Genomic DNA, 24,938 nt, shown 5'->3' on the forward strand with positions numbered 1-24,938 from the left:
AAATGCTTATTTTTAATAGTTTAAAGTGTAAGTATGGGGAAAACTAAAAACAATCTAGGTAAATATGTAAGCTTTAGTACGGATTGGGGATTCAAGTATTATTTCGGAAGAGAGGAGTACAAATTGAACTTGATAAACTTCTTAAACGGTTTGTTTGAAGGACAAAAAGTGATAAAGGATTTGCATTACCAATCTGTAGAGCAAGACGGAGATTTAGAACACGATCGCAAAGCAGTATTTGATTTGTATTGCACAGGAGAAGATGGTGAGCATTTTATCATTGAGATGCAGCAAATCAGTCAGGACTTTTTTAAGGACCGCACTGTCTTCTATACCTCACGGTTGATTAATAGATTAGTTCGACGCGGAGTAAAAGGCAATACTTATGAATTGCCGGAAGTCTATTTCATTGGAATATTGGAATTTGAATTAGATGAATTACAGTCGGAAAAATACTATTATGATGTAGCCTTATTAGAAAAGGAAACCAAAGAAGTCTTTTACGATAAGTTGGGATTTAAGTTTTTGATTATCCCGAATTTTAAGAAAGAAGAAGCTGAAGTGAGGAGTTATATGGATCAGTGGATGTATACATTAAAAAACTTAAGCAAGTTCGATAAAATACCTTCCTGTTTGGATATCAGGGTATTTGGTCTTATCTTTGATATAGGAAAAGTAGCAAACTTAAATAAGGAAGATATGATTTCATATGAAGCAAGTTTAAAGAGGAAGCGCGATGCTGAGAGCATTCGTTTAACTCAAGAGCGAATCGCACGTGAGAGGGAGGAAAATGCACTTGAAAAAGGACGTGAAGAAGGACGTGAAGAAGGACGTGAAGAAGGAATGGAAAAAGTAAGAGTTATGGTTTTGAAACTTAAAATCATGGGGATTTCAATTGAGGATATTTCAAAAGGAACTGGTTTATCTATTGAAGAAATTGAGAAACTATAGTATGATTTCATAACTAGTAATGCAAGCCGTTTGTGTCTTTCAAATGGCTTTTTTTATGCTTTTACATTTCGATATTCGAAAATCTAATCATTATTCTCTTCAACTTCCAATCCCCTAATTACTCATCATAGTTCACCGATTACAGTTCACTACTTTCATTCTCCTGTCTCCAAATCACTGTCTCCCTATCCACTGCCACCAACTGTCTGTATCCTTTTTAAAAGAGATATATTTTATCAGAATAACTCCCAATGTCACAATCTATCAAGGCTTGCAAGTTCCTAGTTCAAAGCCCCTTTCGGGACATATTTTTTTCCAACGTTTTCATTAGTTTAACATAATTTCTTTCTATAAGTTAGCGGAAATTTAAGAAAATATGCCTGCTAACGAACTGCACTTTTCTTCTGATTTTAAAGACATTATTACATATTGTAAAGAAAATAAACTGTTTTTAGGAGCGGGAAACCCCAATGCTGATATTCTTATTATTAGAAAGGAAGCTGCCATTGATATGGAAAAGAATAAAGAACAACATGAAACAGAATATCTTGATAATGTTGATCAATGGGAACAAAATATTCAAAATAATACTCAATTTGAAGATGTCGATTGTTGGTTTAGTCTTAAACCTACATTTAATCCGTTATATCCTTATAAAGGACAAAGAAATGTTATTGAGTCTAGCCCAATAAAAGGTAAGAAACGAGGTGAAAAAGGAACAAGTAGAACTTGGCGTTTTTATCAAAAGCTAATAGATGCTATTTACCATGACGATGTTGAAAGTTCGCATATCAACTTTCATGAATACAGCTTTATCAGCGAGTTAAACCAAATTACAGCTCCTTACGCGAATAAAATCCCTAAGAAAGACCGTCTAGTTAGTATAGAGAAAAGAAAGCCTTTATTCGAAGAAAATTTCTTTCAACAATTTCCAATCGTCATTGTAGCTGCCGGGCATTATATCCGAGATTTTGATATTAATCTGTGTAAGTTGTTCAAGGTAGAATATGATGAACAGGCCTCAAAAGAGTTTTCTGAGGGTCTCAAAAATAATTGGATTAATGTGCATTATAATCGTAAAGGAGAATCTCCTAAACTACTTATTCATACAAACCAATTGAGTGTTAATATAGAAAAGGAGTTGATTAAGAGGTTGGGGGAGATTACGAAAAAATCAGTTTTAGAGCAAGTAATTTTAGGTAAGAAGTTAACTAATAAGTAGTAAAGGAAAAATGCGTTATGAAAATAATAAAAATTGAAGTTGAAAACTTTCGCCTATTGAAAGACTTCTCAATGGATGTAGAGAAAGAGTTATCCTTAGTGATAGGAAAGAATAATACTGGAAAAACATCTTTGCTTTCCGTTCTGGACAAGTTTTTAAATGAGAAAAGTAAGTTCTCGTATGATGATTTCAATATCGATTTTAAGAATCAATTAGAAAGTATAATAGAATCGGATAATATTGTCGAAGAGTTTGAGCCAAAAGGCATTAAACTTAAATTGTTTATTGAATATGACGAGCACGACGATTTATCTAATGTAAGTAGAGTGTTAATGGACTTGGATCTAGATAATAACACTATTGTATTAGGTTTCGAGTTTACTTTAAATTATGATGATTTCTTACTATTGAGAGAAGAGTACTCTTCTTTCGCAGCTAATGAAATGGCCAAAGTAGAAACAAGGAAAAAGGTTAGAGCGAAAGAATTAAAGGAGTATTTAAACGAGAAGTTAGGAAGTTACTTTCATACACATAAGAAGTCTTTTGAGTATGATATAGATAATAAAAATATTGTTGAGACTAATTATATAGATCTTGTAAAAGAAGGGATTAAGATTAAAGATATAATTGAGTTTAAATATATTAGTGCAAGACGAGATGTAACTAATAAAGAAAAAGAAAGTACTTTATCAAAACAAACTTCAAGTTTATACAATAAACAGGAGGATAATGACGAGAAAAATGAAGCTACAGAAGATTTTAAAGATCAGCTTTCAGATACTGATAATAAACTAAGTGAGATTTACAAAAATCTTTTTACTGATGTTATTAAGAAAGTTCAAGATTTTGGAGGAATTAAATTAAATGATACCGATATATCGATAATATCAACATTACGACACAGAGAGTTACTTGAAGGAAATACAACGGTAGTTTATGACCATAGTGATCACAAATTACCAGAGAATTATAACGGTTTAGGTTATATGAATCTTATTAGTATGATTTTTGAAATTGAAATTCTTGTTCAAGATTTCAAAAGGGATAGGGAAACTAAGCCTGCTGATATTAACTTATTTATAATTGAAGAGCCCGAAGCGCATACTCATCCGCAAATGCAATACATCTTTATTAAGAATATAAAGAAATTACTTGAAAAAGGAATAAAGAGAGAGGATGGAATCAATATACCACTTCAATATTTAATTACAACCCATTCTTCTCATATTGTTGCAGATAGTGATTTTGATGATATTAAGTATTTAAAAGCGGAAAATAGAAATAGTGTTATTGCTAAAAACTTATCTGATTTAAGAACTGAATATGAGGGGGATCTAAAACAATATCAATTCTTAAAACAATATCTAACTATAAATAGAGCTGAAGTTTTTTTTGCTGATAAAGCGGTGCTCATTGAAGGTGATACGGAAAGAATTTTAATACCAACTTTTATGCGAAAAGTTGATTTAGAATTAGAAGCTAAGCAAGAAGAAGCTAAGCAAGAAGAGGATAATATTGCTCTACCGTTGTTATCACAAAATATTTCGATTATAGAAGTGGGAGCTTATTCACAAATATTTGAGAAATTCATTGATTTTTTGGGTATAAAGTGTTTGATACTAACTGATATAGATTCGATAGGGGATATTGGTAATAAAGATAAGATTGGCGATCCTAAACTAGAAGCTTGTCCTGTAAATATAGGAATAAAAACAAGCAATTCAGCAATTAATCATTTTTTAGGCGGAGTTACTTGGGATGATTTAAAAACATTAAAAGTTGAAGATCGAACTATTCCTGTAGGAAGTTCAATAGTTTGTATATGTTACCAACAGGAAGAAAAGACTTACCATGCAAGAAGTTTTGAAGATGCCTTTATACACCTAAATAGAGCATTCGTAAAAGAAAATAAAGACACTTTTAAAGGGATAAAAAATTCTTCTGATTTCGATGATGAGACGAAAAGTCCTTATGATTTAGCAGCTGATTGTGTTAAGAGGAAGACACACTTCGCTTTAGATATATTATTTCATAGTGATGAAAGATTTAGTAATTGGAATATTCCAGCATATATTAAGGAGGGATTATTATGGTTGAAAGAAGAGTAAATTTAGAACTAGAAGTGGACGAGATTTTTCAATCAATTGATGCTGGCAGGAATTTTCTATTAAGTGGAGGTGCAGGAAGTGGTAAAACCTACTCCTTAGTAAGTGTAATTCGTCAGGTAATAGTTGAAAATCCAACAGTAAAGGTCGCTTGTATGACCTATACTAATGCAGCGGTTAGGGAAATTGAAGAGAGGGTAAATCATAAAAATTTAAACGTATCTACTATCCATGACTTTTTATGGGATAATATTAAACACTTTCAAAAAGAACTTAAAGAGGCTCTTATTACTCTAGCAAACAAAGAAGAAGTGACTAAAATTTCTATTGAAGAAATCAGTCCTGTTCCAGATAATTATTATGCAGATTTACCTGATGGTGTTCAGTATAAAGAGTTCGTTAGAATACATGAAGGTATTATATCGCACGATGAATTACTTGTAGTAGCCAATTATCTTTTTGAAAAATATCCCAAACTTAGTAGTATAGTTAAGGATAAATATAAATTTATTTTTATAGATGAGTATCAGGATACAAGTAAAGATGTTATAGAAATTTTTCTTACTCATTTTAAGAACAGCAAAAGGAAAAACATTATAGGCTTTTTTGGAGATGCTATGCAATCGATTTACGAAGATGGTATTGGAAATCTAGACGAATATACGGGTGATAACGTAGATTCTGTGAGAGAGGTTTTAAAGAAACAAAACAGAAGAAATCCTCAGCTAGTTATCGATTTAGCAAATAAATTACGTACAGACGGTCTTGTGCAGGAACCTTCAGAAGATACCAATGCACCCAATATGATTGATGGGGTTATTAAAGCAGGTAATGTATTGTTTTTATATTCTACAGATGCTGATGTAAGTAAAGTTGAAAGCTTCTTAACAGAAAATTATAATTGGGATTTTACTAATTCAAAAAAAACAAAACAGCTTAATCTTACCCATAATTTGATAGCAGGTAGGGCTGGGTTTAGAGAACTTATGGATATCTATGATAGGGATCAGATTTTGAAGTATAGAGATAGAGTAAAGAAATATATAAAAGAAAATAATATTACAACTGATTTTTCTCAAAACACATTTGGGGAGGTTATTGAGATATTACAACAAAATTTAGGAGTAGGTAATGCTGTTAATCCTACTAGAGGGATGCAAGTTTTTATAGATGATAATTTAGAATTGTATAATTATACCAAATCATTAAATTATTTGGATTTTTCAAAAATGTACATTGATAAAGATCAAATGCTAGATGATAAAAAACAAGAAGAGGACGATGAAAGTAAAAAAGGTTCCAAAAGAGATAGACTAATTAAACATTTATTTAAAATTCAAACAAACATTTCTCTCTATGAGAATAAGAAATACAATGAGTTTTTGAGAGCAACGGATTACAAGTATAAAATAACAAGTATAGAAAGTAAAAGAATTTTAAAACAAAATATTGAGAGCCTTATTAACGTGAAAGATAAAACAATTGAAGAAATTATAAATGAGGCAAATGAAAACGGAATCTGTGTTATTGACGATAAACTTAATGATTTTAAAAGAAGACAGGAATATCTTTATAAGAGAGTTAAGGATGTGAAATTTAGCGATTTTCAAAACTTATACTATTATTTAGAAGGACAAACACCATTTTCTACACAGCATAAAACTAAAGGTGCTGAATTCGATAATGTTTTAGTTGTACTTGATAATGGAGGATGGAATAATTACAATTTCGGCAATTTGCTTTTAGAAACAGGTACTCCGAGTGTGTTACATAGAACTCAGAAAATATTTTACGTTTGTTGTACTAGGGCTAAAGAAAGTTTAGCAGTTTTCTTTCACAACCCTAATCAGCAGGTCGTGGAAAAAGCAAAGGATTGGTTTGGTAGAGAGAATGTAATTGAAATCAGATAGTATGATTTTATTAATTATAATAGCATTAATCCTTATTGGGTTAGGAAGTATACTCGTTACACATTTTTATAAACGTGGTAAAAATAAGTCAGAAAATAATAAGGTAGATAATAAAGAGAAGTTAGTATTTTATCTAGACAAACTGACCTATTGGCTTTTGTACGTAGCTGTTTTATCTCTTGGAGGTCTCATTTTTGGATCATATATTTTAACAAGAAATGCTAAATGGGAATGGGCAGATTTAAGTAATAAGGGGGATTTAGGCGATGCTATTGGTGGGCTTACTAGTCCTTTTATCGGTTTTGCAGGAGTAATAGTAACGGGATTAGCATTTTATATGCAATATAGAGCTAATAGGTTACAAGTTGAGATTTTTAAGGATCAAAACAAACAAGTAAAAACACAATTTCAAAAACAATTAAAAAAGCAAAATAAAGAGGATAGAATTAGTCAATTTGAAAGTCAATTTTATGAGAGATTACGACTTTTAAAAGAGGAGATTTCTGAACTGAGATTAATGAATTTTGAAAAGAACGAATTTCAAGGGCGATATGTTTTTTATGAACTAGAAAAAGAATTAAGATTTATATATTTAGTAGTTAGGGATATTTTACCTAAAGATGTAAAATTAAAGCAATGTTTTGAACTTAGTTATGATATTTTTTATAAAGGGAGGAAATCTTTTTTTAAATCATCAATAACAAATGATTATGAGTTTTTAAAAGATAAAGCGTTATTGAATAAATTAAAGTCAACATTTGAAAGTATGTATTTTTATTTTCAAGAAGAAATGAATGGTATTGAGATAGAAAATAAAAAGGATGCGTTTACATTAAAAGACCATGTTCTTTTTGATTTTAAATCATCACCTAAAGGATTTGAAAAGTTTCCTGATGTAAGGAATAGTGATGACTCTAAGATGTTTGAGTCTATGGATATTGGAAATAATTTGATTAATGTATATGATAAGATTAATTTGTCAGAAAAGTATAGTTTAACGAGCAATTTTGAGCCTAAAAAAACTGGAGAGAAATACTATAAAAAGTTCAAAGATAAATTTGATACGACAATGAAACATTTACCATTTCATGGTATGTATACGAAGTTGTCTATTGTATTTAGACAAATGCATGGTCTTGTGAAATTTGTTGTGAATAACGATATGCTAACTTATGAAGATAAAAGAAGTTATCTGAGGGTTCTTAGGGGTATTTTGGGTAATTATGAGCAATTACATTTATTTTATAATTGGTATGGTGGAATTGGCCCCCAATGGGAGAATGATGAGAATTGTTATTTTTCAGATTATAGAATGATACATAATTTGCCTATAGGACTGTTAATAGAAGATATTCCAATTGAGGATTTGTTTAAAGATGATTTTATGTACGAAAGAGATAAAAAGGATATGGACTCTTTATTTGAGATAAATGAAGTGTTTTCAATTAAAGAAGATTAGCACCTTGTTATAATTAGTGCTTAAAGTGTTTTGATTGTTAGTAAAAGACTGTAAAGTTTATTCAAATATACAAAGTGAATTATTAGGAAAAGTTAGTTAATTTGGAAGAAACTTTAGATTGACAAAGCTGTTGTAAAATATTTAACTATGAACAAACAAGAATATTTTAAAATAAGTCGCGATCAAAAATTACCGAACAGATGTCCATTATTAGGCTACTGCGATCGGCACGCTTGGACTCTGTATTTTTTTTCACAGTATGATTCAGTGGATTACGATAGGGACTTTATTAAAACATTACAGAAAGAAGGAGCTTTAGCTTCTGATTATGAAAGTAAAAGGATAAAATTAAGGGCAGAAGAACCAAGTATTTTACGAGGACCTAAATACGGAGATTTCTATAATATGTGTCCAGAAGTAAATCTTTTCGACAAAGATAATAGTATTGGTAATTTTGGAGGCATTGCTTGTACAGATGGAAGTTGGGATTATGAGAGAAATTCAAATAATAAAGTAAATATTAGGGAAGTAAAGCACTTTTCGGAATGTCTTGAGTTTTCAAAGGAACAATATTCTTCAAATCATTATAAATCCGAGAAAGAGTTTGTTAGTGAAGATTTTGATGAGATTTCAATAGAAAAACTTGGTCTTGATAAAGACCTTAGTACTATATTAAGCTTAAGACTGGAAGAGATAAAGTCTTGTTTTACAACTCATGCACCATTATCAATAATTATAATGTCTGGTAGTGTATTAGAAGGAATTTTATTGGGTTTAGCTTTAAAAGAGCCTGGAGTATTTAATCAGTCTAGAAAATCACCAAAAGATTTAGAGGGCAGAGTAAAATCATTTCGTTATTGGACACTAAATGATTTGATAGAGGTAGCGAGTGATTTAAAAATAATAGACGAGAATGTGAAGAAGTTCAGCCATAATTTACGTGGATTTAGAAATTATGTTCACCCTCACGAGCAGTTAGCCATTAACTTCAATCCAGATATTCATACCGCTAAATTAGCATGGAACGTATTACAATTGGCTATAAGACAGATTGTAGAGAGCAATAGAAATAATTATTAGAGATAATTATCAGTTAGAAAGCTTAATAGTTATGGTTATTGTAGTTCATTATTCTCTAAATCAAGTAAATTATTACATTATGGGTTTAGGTGACAAACAAAGTGAATTCGTTTAAACGCAATAAAGCCTTTGTTTTACATTTCTAAATACTATCATTAAACTTTCTCGAAAAAGTAAATTTCTTTAGGATCTTCTTTCGAATCAAAAAATTTGGCATGATTTATAACATAACCTTGAAATCCACAGTTTTTGAGAAGTAATTTACTAAGTAAGGTATAAAGCTTACCACTAATATACATCATATGAATGTCAATTTCTTCACTATTCCTTGGTTTGTCAGTGTTCATTAATATATTGCCATGTAATAAGTAATTACGATACTCAATTGCTGCTTCATCAGCAGAAGAAAGAATAATGCCTAGTTGATCAAAAGGCTCGCGCAATTTCATTGCATTTGTAAGTCTCCGAGGGGTTATAGGACTGTTTAGGGCACTTAAACGTCGTTTCAATTTTAAAACGCTTTCATCATCTAATGTAGTAGAATACTTATCAATAACCGTATGAAGTTCTTCAATAATTTCAGTAGCTAGATTTTTATCGGTAATAAGATTTGTTTTTATTTTTGAAGGATTGGTAATAATGTCAGCTAAAGATTCTAGAACCACTGAAAAAGCACCAGGCATTGAAACTACGGATTTTAAATGTAACACTTCCATCAAAAAAATTATTGCCACTGAAAATTCTTCATTATCTCTGATTTGCTGTACAAATTTCGAAATAACAGTCGAAGGTATAACCATAAGTATTTCTTTGTAAGAATCAGCTGTATTCTTATAATCATTTGAAAATTCAAATGAATAGGGATTCCTTGTAACAGGATAGTAAATTGATTTTAATGATTCACGGGCTAGTCTATAATATTCAAAATTTAATCCTGAAAAAATATAGTGTTCACCACCTGGCATGTATCCAACAAGATATCCAATTCCTTTCTGAATAGCATATGAATCTCTTTGAAAGTCTCTGTAACTTACTTGGTCGAGGTTTTCGATGATGATGTATGATTGATCAGTAGTTTGATGTTGTATAATATCGTAGCGTTTTTCATCCAAAGTAATTCTAACACAATCAAATGCCCAAGGTATGATTTCATCATATTTGGGTGATTCTAACTTGAAATGGAACAAATTTTTTCTTTTAGAAGTGTCAAAGAAAAACATCCTGAAACTCGTGTTTCTCTTCAGATCCCCTCGCTTCATTGATTTGATATCAAATGTCAGCTCTCCCTTTACATTATCAAATATTTCGCTCCAGAACCTAGTTTGTTTTAAAGTCCCTGAACTAACTCTATATTTTTCTCCGCTGAGATTTATATCTAATTTACCATCGGCTGGGTATTTAAAAATACCCTTAAAAGAGATTTGAAACTCTTTATTTTGTTTGGTAATATTTGCACTTCCAGGAATATCATCGATAGATATGTCTTGGAACCTCAGACCCTCAATTTTTGATATAACACTAATTTCTTTGAAGAAATCTTTTATTTTATAATCCATCACTTTATTGATTAACGTTCAAAAAGAGCATCAATGTCATCTTCGCTCGACGTACCTGAAAAAAAACTTGTGTTGTAGTTTTGTTCGTAATCGGGTTCATAGTTTTCAAAAAATTTTGTAGCCATAGCATCGATATCCATATTTGACGCAAATTTATGTGTATCAAATGAACTCTTTTCTAATACGTTTACGTTGAACTCTTCAAGATAAAAATCTAGAATCTCCCGAATTTCATTTTCAATACCATTTAAGTCTATTTCTTGTTTTGGATAACCATCAGGATAGAAACTGTAGTTAACATGTTTTTTATAATCAATATCTAAATCATTGTTATCAACGATGTTTTGTAAATAATTTTCGATTAATAATTCAATTTGCATTAAAATATTTTCATCCTCAACATCATATCTATCTACAAAATCTAAAAGTTTCTTTAGCGTGTCTTCATTATCAACATCTTCGATAAAGTTGTATAAGAATTTAAAGTTTTTAAATTCTATTTCAGGTTCAAAATCTAACAAAATCATTAATAATTCCCATAGTCTATAACCCTTAGGATAATAAGCATTTATTAAGGTGTTCAAAAATTGCTCTATTCTTATTTTAAATTTATCATTTAGAAAATCACAATAAGATAAAGTAATTAAAAAATCCCAATCCTCATCATTCAATTTACGTTCAAAGAAGTATTCAAATAGATCTTCTAAAATTCTGTCTGAATTGGAGCTGTTAATTTTTTTTGAAAGAAATAAAGCTTGTAAGTAATCTATAGAAACTTCAGTTTCTAGTGATTTTATTATGTTACAAATCAAATCAATTTCCTCAGAATATGAGCCTAAAATGAAATCTGCAATTGAAGGGTTAAATAGTGTATATTCAAACTTATTTTCAGCAATTTGATTTCTATTTAATAATGATTTAGTAGCCAACTTTCTAACTGCTTCAAAGCTTTTATCAGAATGATCGCCAAGATTTACTAGATGGATTTTTAAAAAGGTATTATAGGCATTTCTTAAAGTATTTTCAGCAATTTTACCTTTGTTGAAAACTGTTAAAAATGTAAGAGCTCTTACACAGTCATCCGTTTGATTTTGAAAATAGTCAGCCCAAATAACTTCAGGTTTATTCAAACTTATAATAATATATTTCCAGTAATCTTCATAATGTAAATGTTCAACCAAGGTAGAATCTGTAATGAATTCTATTATTCGAGGGTTAAAGTTCTGATGTTTTATTATCTCTTTATATCTTTTATTTTTGTAAATCTCTTCAATAAAGTCTTCATTCAAATTAGAGTGATATATGTGATTATAAAGGATCTTTGCTTTATCAAAAGCAGTTAGGTTTTCTACTTTAAGTAAAAATTCATTGTCAAGAATTTTACCATTTTGAAAAGAGTGACTTAAGCCACATGCTTTATTTAAAATGTTTGTACGTGATGTAAGGATAAACTTTTTAGAATTATCCTTACGTACTCTATTTATAAATTTTGTAATATGAGAATCTTTTTTATTATTGATTGCATCATACAAATTACTTCCTAAAAAATCATCACAATAAAATAGAATTTTCTTTTTTTCTTTTTCTCGAAATAAACTTTCAGCTTCACTAATATTTTCTTCTATATCACAAAATTCAAACCCTTTAGTAAGATAGTATAGAGCTAAATTATCTGCAAGAGTAGTTTTACCAATACCTGGCTCACCAGACAATATAATTACATTTTTTTCTTCTAGAATTTTTAATCCCTTATTGTGATTTTCAGTTATTACATATTTATAAGCCTTTTCTTCAATATCTCGAATTGTGCTCTCACTTCGTCCCTTTATGGCATTATTGTAAATTAAGTCTAATACACTAGTGCTTGTTATCCATAATTTAAAGTTTCTTTGAACAATATCATGGTTCTCCCTTTTTGATAAAAATGAGTTTAAATCTTCCTTCCCATAAATATCTGAATCTGAATGAATATATGGTTTGAAAATTTCTTTTATTTCTTGTTTATTTGCTCGAGAAAGCTCTTTTGAAGTAACAAAAATATATTTACTAGGATTTAATCTTTTTACTTTTACAGCTTCTTCAGATTTCAATTTGGAGATTAAAGTATTATAAGGTGTTTCTAAATAATGTTTACACTGTATAATACCTTCTTTTGATTCACCAATCCAAAATCTCCCATCAACTCCTCCATCTCTACCAGACTTAAAAACTTCAACTTTTGTATCTAGCTCTTTTTCAATTATTGACGCGACTAAAGCCTCAAATTCCCGAGCATTAAGTTTTGAAAAATCATATTCCATATTTTAAATTAATTTTCTATTCAAATTTATTATAAAGTAGTTTGTTTAGATTAATAGTTATTTCGAAGGCTGGGAAGCCTACAAGTGCCTTTAAATTTTTTATATGAAAATAAAGAAATCATTATAAAAGTGGATTGGATTTTATATAATCAAAATATAATTGACGTACTCCACCTTCTAATCTTAACCTTAATAAATTTTCTTGATTTAAAGCACTAGCTTTCTCAATACACGAAAACACAAATTTCACTAATAAATCAACATTTATTAGTGTTGTGTATTTTTCTGTATTCCCATCTAACTCTTCATAACATCCATTCCACTTTACTTTAGACTCTTGAATAATATGTTGTATTTCAGATGAATATCTGAATCTATAATGCTTGTCTTTGTTTGCGCTATTTTCTCCATGTGAAATCAAGCTTGCACTATGTAACAAACTATTTCGTAATGCATAAAGAACATCGATTAACTCATCATTTTGATCTATTCCTCCAAAATTGACTAAAGCTCTTTTTATATTGTTTTGGAATCTAATATTTGATATATCCATTCTATCATAGCATTTTCCCAATTGTTCTAATATAGTAAACAGTCCAATTAACGGTATCAATTGTTTTGAATAATCATTATTTAAAGCATGCCTAATATTTTGACTGGTAAAAGACAAAGTAGAACGCAATAGATGATCTTTAACGATATGGGGTATATTGTGATGATCAAGATGTATAAAGCTCATCTCCCTTATAGTAAGTTGATTTATATATTTATTTTTAAATTGAATTGGTTGAATCATATTAAAGTTTTTATTTACTACATAGCGAATTATAATGCACTGCTGCTTCTCAAAAATACAATATCTCAATATCTCAATATCTCAAATTATGCGATTTTTCCACTCCATAAATCAAAAGAAATCTCTTATTCATAAAAATCATAGTTCAGACTTTAAAGAAAACTCATGATTGTGTCAAGAGTCGTAATACGGGAAGTTTTTACGTACGGTTCTGTGAAAGACTTGGGTTAAAATGCCTTGTCTACTCGGTCCATTCTTGTGCTCAGTAATTTATTGTTTAAAATTAAACATCAAACCTAAAGGAGATTTTTTTAAGTTCTGTCTTTCAATATCTGCTTGTTTCATTTTCTCAATTGTTTTGGGTAAATCTTTAATTTTTGGGGCATCAATGATTTGATTTAAAACAACCGTTGATACTCCATAGAGAGGTGTGCCTAGACATGCAGACGCTATTTCCACGGAACCCATTACGAGCCAAGACCCAAATTCTTTCCCTGCAATTTTCCATTTTTTATTAATTAACTTTTTAATATTCTCTTGATGCTGATTGAAGGCAACATTCAAATTATTAAATACTGTATTTGTTGTATTATTAAAATCAAATTCATTTGCTGTTACCAGTTCTTCAATACCCTTAGATAAAATTCCCCTAATTTCATTAATAGCACCATTTTTACGTAATTCAATTAAGCCCTTTGGAGGTATCTTACCAATCCATTGAAGATATGTATTATCAAGGCCATTAAGTCCTTTAACAATATGCATTTTTGTGAAATCTAATTCAGGATAAGTCCTTTCTGAGTCATATTCTAACTTCCATTTAAAATATTCCCAAGATGTTGGTGCATCTATTAAAGGGATACCACCAATTTTCGAAGATTTAACTAAGAGTTCATTACAAATACTCATTCTACCATAGCCCATCATAGAAACTATAACACCAGGATTATCAGTTCCAAATGCTTTAGTGGTATCACTTTTCATTTGATTTTTAATTTGTATTTCTAACGACTCTTTAAATTCTGTGTCAAATAATACTCTCTTTGGGTCTTTTATTTCATTTGTAACTTTTTCTATTGTATCTAAACTTTTTCCAAACTCTATAAGTTCTTCCATGCTTTCAAACTTTCTATCAAATACTTTTTGAGCATGATAAAGAGTATCTTTTTCGCCTAATTTAGAAATGTTTTCATAAGCGAATTCATCCATCATTTCTTTATCTGGAAGAATTACTACTATAGGTTTATTGAGCTCAGTTAATGCTAGTTCTTTGTATTGTAAAATGTTCAAAGCATGTTTTAAGAGAAAATACACTCTCTGTTCTTTAGTCCATATTTCAAACATATGTCTTGACCTAATAAAAGGACAAGGAAGAATTATTGTATCAGTATATATCCCACATTTAGAAGCAATATTTTCGTCGTTTGCAGGAAATAAATCTCCACCAAAGACAGCTTTTATAGAGTCATATTCATCTTCAAGGTGTAAATATCCAGATTCTGCTACTAATCCCCAAAACTCTTCAAGGTCTTTTAGAATAGGTTCAATTACTTCGTTTAGGTGATCTATCGATTGTTTACCATAAGCAATAATTTTCGCAACTTGATGTGGAGAAACATTTTGATCAATCATTATTTCATAGAAATGATTGAAATTAGCATCGATTTGGCTAAAATAACTTTCTTGAATTTGTTGAAGAGAAATAGCACTTTTCATTTTGATTCTGTGATCAAAATGCTCAGTAGCTAGTGCCATCGAACGAATACGTCCATCAATTGTAGAAAGATCAGGTTCGCCATTTTCATCGTATCTAGCTTTAGAAAAACTTTCTTCTAAATCATTACGCATATTTTCAGCAAAAATGATTTTTCCTTCTTCTATTAGGTCTTTTAAAATTAAAACCCGTCTTTTAACTCTTTCCTCGTATTCTTTCTCTTCTTTAGATTTCATTAAAGATGTTAAGTTTTTTTATCATTAGTTGTGTTACTATTACGGAAAACATTATTTTTTACGAAACAAAAACACAAACATCACAAGAAGCTCACATCCTAATTCCGTTAAATCCAAGCCAATTTACTCAAATTAATGATATAAAAAAACCAACCTTACATTATTACATGTAAAATAGGTTATATAGGTTTTAACTGATTAAAAATAGGAGGTAAGGGGCGGCATCACTCTTTTCAGTCCCCTAATTCAAATCAAATAAATCACAGTTCAGATTAGAAAAACTCACAGATTACAAATCTAGGAAAGCGTGACAGTATTTTGATGATGGTTGTATTTACCTATATTTCTTAAATAGTTTTCAGACCTATCTACCCTATAGGTTATCTTTTTATAAAATCATGAATCTTAAGTTCATTCCACACCTTTTCATATATGTTAATCATACGAATTGTAATAGCGTTAAAGTGATTATCAATTTTATCATCCTTAATTATTTCATTAATTTTACTCCAGTATTTGTAATCATTTTTCTGTATAAAAGATGTTTCTTGAGTGCTATTTGAGTTTAATCTTTCAGCAGGTGATAGATTGTTATTTTCACTTCTATTCTGTTCTAAAGATAATACTCGGTAATTACCTATATTATTATTCCATTCTTTAATTCCTTTATTAATATTATGTTTTCCATTATGCCAACTATCAGGATAAATATGATCCCAATCCCATGGAGTATCTGTATCTTCTAAATCTTCTAAATTATTAAAATCTGTAAATTCAGTATTTATATATTCTCTTTGAACAAATAAAAGAAGTTGTCTATTACTATGAAGGTTATTTATAAGTTTCCAAAAATATTCATTAGAAATATGGTTTTCTAATTCTTTGATTTTTATCTCTTGATAATATTCAATTATTTTTTCTCCAACACCATTTAAATCTAATCCCCACCTATGTTCATCCTGTAATTTAAATTTATTTACTATATGTTCTTGTTTATAATACTCTCTGAGCATATCAGGGGGAAGTAGAAGTTGAATGCCATATTCATTTTTCCACCTCATCATTTCATTTATGGGTTCTTCCCAAAAATCGGTGTTATTTATTTTTTCCTCCCAAAGTAATTTTTCATTTTTGAAGTTAAACCAAGAGAACAGAAATAATTTACTAGTCATTTTAAATTTGATTTCATCCGTCAGATCTTTTTCCTTATTTATGTGTAGCCAATAAATAAAAAACAAGAATAATTCTTGATTTCTTTTAATAAATGTTTTAATCAAGATAGGGGGAATTTCTCCAATAAATTGATCATTGTTTTTACACGATAGTATGTCTATTGCTTTTTGAAAAAGCTCTTTGAATGTTTTATTACTAAGGATATTATTAAGCTTTGATTTAAAATTATCGTCTTTGATTCTTCTTTGAAAATCTCGTACAGACATTTTTCTAGTAAAGGTGTTTTTATCTAGTTTTGAAGCAGTTATTCTAGTTGCTAATGAGATTATCTGTACAGGTTGAATAAAGTTTAAATTAATTTCTTCAACCAACTTTTTAGCATCCGGGAATATAGATTTATAAATTGAATATATTAAATCATCTCCTGTTAATGCTGTTCCCGATGAATTTAATCTTATAAAGAGAGTAGGATTATCTTGCTTTTCCTCCTCATTTAATGTTTCATTTTCAATAATATCATAGTTGATTTTTTTATTTTTTATTTTTCTTGTAGTTATTAGTATTTCCTCGATTTGACTTTTAAGATCACCTTTTAGTAATTTCAAGTAATCATCTTTATTGCTAAATTTCTTTTCTTTGGTTCGAATATTGTCAGGTAAATAATCTTCAATACTTTTTATTACATCATCATAATCATCTGCTTTTAAAAAAAAACAAAATGGTATCGGAAAAGTGCAATCATATGGGAAAACTGTGCTGTTACTAAAAGTGGTATAGCCACTCTTATTTTTCTCATCTTCTCTAAAGATTTCTAAAGCATTTCGTCTATCACTTACTGATAATTTTTTATTATTTTCTTTACTTTGATATCCCCAAGGATGCGAGTTTGTGATTAAGCGGAATGAATATTTAGAAGTATCGGGCTTTGAAATAGGTTTAATATCAATCCATAAGACTGGGATAATTTTTAAACTCCAAATTTTCCCTAAGCCATTAGTATCAAATGGATTGTAATGCGCTATAAAAATAGTAGTTGCTCTTTGTTGTCCATCCATCAAATCAAATTTATCTACATTTCTACTTACTAAAAATGAGCCTATAGGATAGCCTCTCATAATTGAATCCCATAAATCTTCAACTTGTTTTGGTTTCCAAACAAATCCACGTTGAATAGCTGGTAGAGTTACAGGAGAGCTCTCCATATTTGTTTGCCAATCTGAAATATCAGTTAAATCAAATGTTTTATCCACTAGTTATGATTATTTGTAATTTTAATCAATTCAAAAAGATCATCTTCGTCTTTTCTATTAAGTTCGTATCTGTAGTTTGAGAAATCTTCATTAAAAATTCTCTCAAGCTTAAACTCTTCAAGAAGTAAATCGTTAGGTATATTATGAATCATTCTAAAATCTGTAAAAAAGTAATTACCATTTTTTATTTTTCTTTTCTCAATATCTTTTTGTTCCCATTGAGAACCAAAATTAGCTAGCCAGTTATAATACATTAAAATTTGCTCATGATTTGAAAGCATCGATCTTAGAATTCTTAAATAATCCCTCTTTTTCTCATAAGAGATTATGCTTTCATCTTGTTTTACAACAAACTTTACGGTTTGAAACAAATGTCTATAATAATGAGCTAATCTTGATTGATGACCTGAAAATGGTTTGTAATTAAAACTTAGCCATAAAGTTCTAGATTGAAGAGTTTTATCCTGTAAACTTCCAGTCCGTAAATATGTGTAATGTATTTTTATGCCATCATCTAAGTGAGATGTTTTTATATTTTCTAATTCATCTTTAAACTTTTCGAAAGTTGATTTTATGAAAACACATCCATCAGCATTTACAAATCTTTCAATATTTTTAGTATATATATTTATACCATTAAATAAGACAAAGTAGGAGTGTTCCAAAATTAATTGGTTAAGTGATGGTGCTATTTTATCTTTATCTTTTTGTTCTAAACTTTTAAAGTCACTCATGAATGTTTTTGTGGCTATTAAATGAATTGCTTCAAACTCCTTCAACATTGTTACGAATACTTTTTTGCCTGTTGTTAGTTTTACTTTTTTGCTATCTTTTTTAGCTTCTTTACTTTTGTCATTATATTCATAACTATAGCCCTCAATATTCATTTCATTTAGATTTTCTCTATGTAAATGAAGCATTTCATAAAATTGACTTTCGAATTGCTGAATTATAAATTGATTTTGAACTTTCTTATTTGCCTGATATTGAATATAAAATGCTAAAAATGTTAGTAATACTCCAGCAATAGCTATAAAAGGACTCATTATTCCACCGATAGTATCACCTATATGACCAGTATGCTCTCCGGTAATTAAGCTTTTTCCTATTGATGTACTTGTGAAAAAATAGGGTGCAAAGAACGAAAAGACTAGAAATACTACGGCACTTATCATACTTAGTGTTTTAATAATATTTCTTTTGTCTTTATTTATTATTTTATTTAACTCATCTTTTGCCTTAATAAATATCATTAATATTAAAATAGAAATGATAGTCATAATTAGTAGTAAGATATTTGTGGTCATTTCCTTTATGTTTACTTTTTAATCTTTAATAAACCCCAATAGCTCCACTATCGGGGTTTCTTTATTTCTTACATGGTAGGCCTAAAGCATCTTCTTGCTTACTTATTATCGAGTGAAGTCTATTTCCTCTCTAAGAACTTCTAGTAACTCTTTGAATAACACAACCAATTGTCTTTCAAATATCTCAATAGCTTCTTTAAATGGGGGCATTAATGACTTTTGCATTCTTTTTTATATTTCGAAGAGTAATTCTTGCTTTAGCTATAGTGTGATAGAATCACGGATTGTAAATGTCCCACAGCAGGCAGTATTACTTTAATAAGTTATAATTTTAATGTTTATATCTTTTCTTTTTTCTGTTTTTTAAGCCTAATCGATATTTGTATAAAAATGCAAAACTATATTGAAAGTTTCCAATCTGTTTTACAATTCCATTGATTTTTAATAATTCTTCTAATTCCTCCGTTGTGCAATCTAAAGAATGTTTACTGATGACATTATTTAGAAGTCTATTAAAATTCTCTCTCGGTAATTGATAATATTGGAATTCTTCATTTTTATCTATAAAATCAAAAACATGTTCTAAATCCTCGTTTCCTTTTTCAGTTATTAAATCTGAAAAATGATTTTTAACTGCTTCACTTCTTACAGTTTTTGCTGTATAATACTTTGCAGGTAAAACAGAGGGAAAAGAAGAAGATTCTTTATTATAATCTGCAAAGTATTCTTTAATGGATAAGCTAAGAAGGTCTAGAAATGGTCTGATACTAATTGTTTCATCAGCATTCATTACATTTTTGTATAACCAATCATAAGATTCACCATGTGCCTTTATAATGTTTGGATATTGACCAAAGAATACCCAACAGAGTTTTCTTAGAATTACTTCTTCAAATTGATATTGTTTTTCATTTGAAAACTTCTTCTCAAATTCTTTTAGCCATCCTAATTCGTCATCAGAAATTTTTGTAAAATCATAGTTTTTAACCGCTTTAATGAAATTCTCTTTAGAGTATTGCTTTACAAAATTGAAAAAATAATTAAATATCTCTTCTTTTTGCCATTCAATTGAAATAATATCATTTCTTAAGGATTGAACATTGTTAATTCCTCTAATTGTCTTGTATAAATCTGACCTTAAAAAAAGTTTACTATGAATCCTTTTAAAATTCGAAAATTTCCAAAAATTAATAAGACTTGCCATTTGATCCTTCCATTTAAAAGGTTCAACCATTAAATCTAAATTATCATATATTCCAATGATATCAATTTCTTTACTATTTAAAATATCATCCAGTTCTTTTAGTTCTTGTTCTACTCTGATAATATTGTCAATATTATTAATAAAATGGACTAAATTTTTAAGGTTATTTGTATCGTCATTTTTAATCTCAAACGTAGTTTCTATTTTTGAGTTAAATGATGATACATTTTGTATTTTATCTATGATACTTCTCCAGGTGTAAACTTTCCAAAACTTAGTGTAAAAATCACCAATATTTTCAACCTCTTTTTGAAAACTTTCGAGCCCTTTCGTACTAATGAAATACTTATCTTTTTGATCTACTAAATGTAGAAATTCAATATTAGAATTCGTTTTTTGTGCTTGTTTTTTTAGTTCATAAGTTATATCAGAGTTTTTTAATGCTTGAAATAAGTAAGATTTTCCAGTTCCTTTATTACCAAGAACAATGAATTTTTTTAAATTAAATATATCTTTCATTGAATCTCTATAAAAAATTCTCTTTTCATCAAATTCTTTTTGATAATCAACTGTTTCACTATCTGCATATAAATCAGGCCAATTCTCTTGCAATTTTTCAAGAATATTTTTTTGAAGATCTAAAAAGGTATTTTCATCAGATATCTCATTATTTTCAAATGTTTGACAATTATTAATTGAAATAGATTCTTTAATTTCGCCATAGATACTTGGAATAATATCGTTATCTAATGATTCAGATTTATCTGAAATAATAAAATCGTTGATTTTTTCGGCAACATCAACATATCCATTATAAAAAACTTTATTATCTACTTGATTTAGCCAGTCATCTTTTCTTTCTCTTTTTGTGCCCATTTCAGATAAAGTCTGATTATATCTGAAATAATAATAGATTGGTGATAGTTGAAACAATTCATTGTTGAAATAATTATTTTGAATCATTTCATCAACTTTGAGTCTGAATTCTTTAAAAAAGTCTGGATCAGAAAAGGAATTAACTATAATTGGAGGGTTAAGATTTTTTTTAGTAATAATTAAATTACCGATAGATGTAACAAATTGATAAATTCCAGGATCATTTTGAGCACTATTACTGAAAAATCCAACTACCTGAGTTGATAATTTTAATGCGGCTATTCCAAAAATGTCTGTGAAACCTGTTCTGCTATCAATAAAAATTGCATCTGGAGAATATTGTTTCTTGATGTCATCAATAAGTATTCTAAATTTCTCAACGACACTTTCAGTAGAAGCAAAATCTAAACGAGCTAATCCTTCTAAATAATGGGATAGGTTAGTAGGGAATTCTGTATTATTTATATCATTTTTAATATCTAGGTTACCAGCGGGTATTATTCTAATTTCCCCATCTTTTGAATAATCTTTGGAAACTTCCCATGAATAATCATTAAGATTTATTTTATGTGAACTATCTTTATCAAAAAAATATTCCATTAAACCATTAGTATATCTTGGCTCAGAAGGTTCTTCAGAGAAAAAGTTTGAAAAACCAGGAGCTTCGAAATCGCAATCAATTATTATAATTTTTTTTTGATAATTTCTTGCTAAGTGAGAAGCTGTAATTACCAAATTCGTTGATCTTCCCATTCCACCTTTATAACTATAGAATGTAATTACCGGAATTTCAGGAACAAAATCATTCTCAGGATTTAATAAGTTTGTTAACTTTCTTCTAGAGTTTGTATAATTGATAATCTCATTTCCTTCATTATTGAATTTTTGACTATAAAAATAATCCTCATCTAATTCTTCGGTTGACAATATGGTGAGATTAATTGTTTCAGGTAAATTAAGAAAGATTTCTTCTTTTGAATTATTAGATATGATTACTAATTCTATTTCATCTCTGTTGTTTAATGAAATACAATATTTTGCAATATTTTTATCTTGAATTTTTTCTTTTAGAATTGCTATAGTGTTGTCAAAAACTTCTAAAATATGTATCATTATTAATGGAATTTTGAGGTTGTTTTTTTTAGGATATCCTCAATTAGTATTACTAAATTTTTCATCTCAATTTGTGTTAAATTAACTGTGCTAGTAGTTAAATTCAGACTATATCTAATCTGAACATCCCAGTTATTTATTAGGTCATTTAAATTTTTGTCAGTAATTTTTTTTCCTAAAAAAGGAATGTCTTTACTAAAAATTATTTTGTTTTCTTGGCATAAACTTTCTAATTTTCTATAATTATGTTCTTTCCATTTTTTTTGAAAACCAGAATCTTTTATTGAGTAAATATTATCAGTCTTATATTTAACTAATTGAGAAAATAGTGCATACTTATAGCAAAACTCTATTATATATCCTGAAAGATAATATATCTTATGTAAGATTTGCTGTTTATTGCTATTGTTGCACTTATCAAAATTATCCAGTAAATGATTGCATACATATAAATTTCGATAACTAGCAGTTCTAAAATCTGTATACTTTAAATGTTTAGACATAATATATTAACTTTGTTTTTTTTGTAAAAATAACATAAATAACGTGTGTATTTTTATATTATTAAATTCCTCTTTAAGCAAACTGGAAATTACGTTTGAAATAACATTTGATTTAGTATCCCTATCAATTAATCCTTTACAACCTTCTTCCTAAACTCCTCACCATACAATTTCTCAAAAAGAGCACCTGGTTGTTCTCCAACCGCCATTTCGATAAGAAGCAGTTCGTCTGCATTAGGAGAGCCTGTTCCATGGTAAAGTGCATTGAGTCTTGTTATGCTAATACCTGTTCTTTCAGAAATAACCTCTTTTAAACTTACTTTAGAATCTATATGATGAAGTATTTTGCCTAATGTAGTTTGAGATTTGGTTTCATTTTCATTTAGCTTTAATCTTACTTCTTGAAAAACATGTTTGGTTATTTCTTCAATAGTTAAACCTAAACCTGTATAAATACAGTAGTATACTCTTGCTTTTATGTTTTGCCTCTGTAAATCAATTATTTTACTTATTTCACCAATTGAAATGTTACATTTCTTTCCAATTTGTAAGTTATTGTACTTGAGATCAGCCTTTTTATTAGAAATAAAAGCTGCAAAATACTTCATTTCATTTTTAACTTTCTTTTCTTTCATAAGTAGGATTATTCCTTTAATTAATATTTTGATATTTGGAATATTATATATATGTTTGTACTTGATATTGATAATTAAGTCTGTAAAGACATAATTGACGATGTTTTCTCAACCATAAATAGCAAATTTTGACACTGAGGAGACCATGATATCGCTCCATGCTCAAAAGTTTTGTACTTTTGCAAACTGCATGTGGGCGGTTCTCATGTAAACTTTAGGTGTCATCCTTGCGAGTATGTAGCGATACAGAAATGCAGGGAGAGGTAATTTTTGCTAACCTTTGGTCTAGAGTAAGTGTGAGTCCGTCCTATTGCTTTTGTGCAACTGTACTTCATCATACCTTATAAAAAACATCGTTCCATAATTTCAATTTATGAGAACGATTTTTTGTTTTCAGCCAGTAGCTCCCCGCTACATTTTTCCAACCCAAAAGGGGTAGGGGCTTTCAAAAAATCGGTCTCATGTCGGATGTTGTAGAACTAAGGTTCTAATCCTTCTTTCTACTTGTCCATTCCCTTTCTAAGCTTCCTTTTTGGAGGAAACATAGGTTAGTGCTCTATTTTTATTTTTGACAGCTTAAAAGTAGCATCTTTCTTAGCACTTTCCAAATAATGGATTAAAATATCCTTTTTCAGGGAGTCTAGATTGTGGTTTTGATAGTCTGTTTTTCGAAATGGACTATCTGTGAAGGTTTTAGGGCTATGGCTCTTATAGTATATTGTTCTCCCATTTTTTTGCTAATCGCCAATCGCTAACTGCTAATCGCTTTTGTTGGAGTGTGAATGCTAGATGTGAATATTGGAGTCCAAAAGGCAAAAATGCGATTGGCGAAAATGCAGAAACGCCTTTCTCAAGCAATTGACACTCGTCTCCTAGGCGATATGCCGTTTGTTGGAACGTGAATTCTGAAACGTGAAGACTAGATGTGAATGCTTTACCTAAAGTTAGAAAAGCAACACGAGCATAGCGAACTGACGAAGTAAACCGCAAAAAAGCAGTTAGCGATTGGCGAAAATAATGAAACAGCACCAAAATTTGAAATCTTTGATGATCGATTAGAGATAACTTCTAACGGTGGTTTGCCTACATCACTTTTGAAAGAAGAGTTCTTTGAAGGTTTCACTATTCCTCGTAATAAAGAATTGATGCGTATTTTTAAAGATTTAGATTTAGTAGAACAATTAGGGTCAGGAATTCCGAGGATTTTACAAGCTTACCCAAAAGATTGCTTCTATTTTTCTGAAAACTTTTTAAGAATAACGTTGCCTTCAACAGAATCAGTAATTCGCACCATGCAAGATACCATGCAAGACACCATGCAGGTTAGAGAGTTGTTAAAGGTGTTTACAGGAATACATACTAGAGAAGAATTGCAACAAATACTTGGATTAGCAAATAGAGATTATTTTAGAAAGTTCTATTTAAAACCTGCCATTGAAGCTAACCTAATAGGTTTGACTTTACCTGATAAACCAACGAGTAGTAAACAACAGTACTTCTTAACTCAAAAAGGAGAAGAGTTCGTCAGATTATTGAAGAAGGATTAGA

General features: G+C 29.3%; 16 protein-coding genes and 1 pseudogene. 7 read left to right on the forward strand and 10 right to left on the reverse strand.

Going from position 1 to position 24,938, the window contains the following annotated elements:
• The first annotated feature begins 33 nt into the window (after positions 1-33).
• From BM024_RS01890 to BM024_RS01915, 6 genes are all read left to right on the forward strand, one after another.
• On the forward strand, positions 34-951 hold the full coding sequence (locus BM024_RS01890) for an Rpn family recombination-promoting nuclease/putative transposase (protein ID WP_090677746.1): 918 nt from the start codon (positions 34-36) through the stop codon (positions 949-951).
• 376 nt (positions 952-1,327) lie between these two features.
• Positions 1,328-2,173 carry a hypothetical protein gene (locus BM024_RS01895; protein ID WP_090677747.1) on the forward strand — a complete coding sequence of 282 codons (846 nt, stop codon included), beginning with the start codon at positions 1,328-1,330 and terminating at the stop codon, positions 2,171-2,173.
• Positions 2,174-2,190: 17 nt separating this feature from the next.
• The gene (locus tag BM024_RS01900; protein ID WP_090677748.1) at positions 2,191-4,281 is read left to right on the forward strand and encodes an AAA family ATPase; all 2,091 of its coding nucleotides are present in this window, start codon (positions 2,191-2,193) and stop codon (positions 4,279-4,281) included.
• Positions 4,263-6,188 carry a UvrD-helicase domain-containing protein gene (locus BM024_RS01905; protein WP_090677749.1) on the forward strand — a complete coding sequence of 642 codons (1,926 nt, stop codon included), beginning with the start codon at positions 4,263-4,265 and terminating at the stop codon, positions 6,186-6,188. Before BM024_RS01900 ends, BM024_RS01905 begins: the two co-directional genes overlap by 19 nt.
• Position 6,189: 1 nt before the next feature.
• The gene (locus tag BM024_RS01910) at positions 6,190-7,647 is read left to right on the forward strand and encodes a putative phage abortive infection protein (protein ID WP_090677750.1); all 1,458 of its coding nucleotides are present in this window, start codon (positions 6,190-6,192) and stop codon (positions 7,645-7,647) included.
• A gap of 147 nt (positions 7,648-7,794) precedes the next feature.
• Positions 7,795-8,727, forward strand: a complete 933-nt coding sequence (locus BM024_RS01915) for a hypothetical protein (RefSeq protein WP_143077702.1) — start codon at positions 7,795-7,797, stop codon at positions 8,725-8,727.
• Positions 8,728-8,882: 155 nt separating this feature from the next.
• Here BM024_RS01915 and BM024_RS01920 read toward each other — a convergent pair whose 3' ends face one another.
• The 10 genes from BM024_RS01920 to BM024_RS13620 all read right to left on the reverse strand — a co-directional run bounded on the left by BM024_RS01920 (position 8,883) and on the right by BM024_RS13620 (position 24,380).
• A complete protein-coding gene (locus BM024_RS01920) occupies positions 8,883-10,283 on the reverse strand; it encodes a hypothetical protein (protein WP_090677752.1) in 1,401 nt (466 codons plus the stop codon).
• An 11-nt stretch (positions 10,284-10,294) separates the two neighbouring features.
• Positions 10,295-12,583, reverse strand: coding sequence for an nSTAND3 domain-containing NTPase (locus BM024_RS01925; protein ID WP_090677753.1), 2,289 nt, complete (start codon positions 12,581-12,583; stop codon positions 10,295-10,297).
• A 121-nt stretch (positions 12,584-12,704) separates the two neighbouring features.
• Positions 12,705-13,379 (reverse strand): hypothetical protein, encoded by a 675-nt coding sequence (locus BM024_RS01930; RefSeq protein ID WP_090677754.1) that lies wholly within the window; start codon positions 13,377-13,379, stop codon positions 12,705-12,707.
• A 270-nt stretch (positions 13,380-13,649) separates the two neighbouring features.
• Positions 13,650-15,329, reverse strand: coding sequence for a hypothetical protein (locus tag BM024_RS01935; protein WP_090677755.1), 1,680 nt, complete (start codon positions 15,327-15,329; stop codon positions 13,650-13,652).
• 380 nt (positions 15,330-15,709) lie between these two features.
• The gene (locus tag BM024_RS01940) at positions 15,710-17,752 is read right to left on the reverse strand and encodes a DUF262 domain-containing protein (RefSeq protein ID WP_143077703.1); all 2,043 of its coding nucleotides are present in this window, start codon (positions 17,750-17,752) and stop codon (positions 15,710-15,712) included.
• Positions 17,752-19,032: a putative phage abortive infection protein gene (locus BM024_RS01945; protein ID WP_143077704.1), complete on the reverse strand. Its 1,281-nt coding sequence runs from the start codon at positions 19,030-19,032 to the stop codon at positions 17,752-17,754. Before BM024_RS01945 ends, BM024_RS01940 begins: the two co-directional genes overlap by 1 nt.
• A gap of 358 nt (positions 19,033-19,390) precedes the next feature.
• Positions 19,391-22,252 carry a KGGVGR-motif variant AAA ATPase gene (locus tag BM024_RS01950; protein ID WP_090677757.1) on the reverse strand — a complete coding sequence of 954 codons (2,862 nt, stop codon included), beginning with the start codon at positions 22,250-22,252 and terminating at the stop codon, positions 19,391-19,393.
• 2 nt (positions 22,253-22,254) lie between these two features.
• Positions 22,255-22,755, reverse strand: a complete 501-nt coding sequence (locus BM024_RS01955) for a hypothetical protein (protein ID WP_090677758.1) — start codon at positions 22,753-22,755, stop codon at positions 22,255-22,257.
• A gap of 128 nt (positions 22,756-22,883) precedes the next feature.
• The gene (locus BM024_RS01960; RefSeq protein WP_090677759.1) at positions 22,884-23,390 is read right to left on the reverse strand and encodes a hypothetical protein; all 507 of its coding nucleotides are present in this window, start codon (positions 23,388-23,390) and stop codon (positions 22,884-22,886) included.
• Positions 23,391-24,098: 708 nt separating this feature from the next.
• Complete coding sequence (locus tag BM024_RS13620) at positions 24,099-24,380, reverse strand: hypothetical protein (RefSeq protein WP_143077705.1); 282 nt, start codon at positions 24,378-24,380, stop codon at positions 24,099-24,101.
• A 29-nt stretch (positions 24,381-24,409) separates the two neighbouring features.
• Between BM024_RS13620 and BM024_RS01965 the strand changes: the two are divergent.
• Positions 24,410-24,937: pseudogene (locus tag BM024_RS01965) on the forward strand (Fic family protein); the annotation flags it as partial.
• Between the last annotated feature and the right edge of the window lies 1 nt (position 24,938).

It is taken from the genome of Myroides guanonis, assembly GCF_900114085.1.
Lineage (GTDB): Bacteria > Bacteroidota > Bacteroidia > Flavobacteriales > Flavobacteriaceae > Flavobacterium > Flavobacterium guanonis.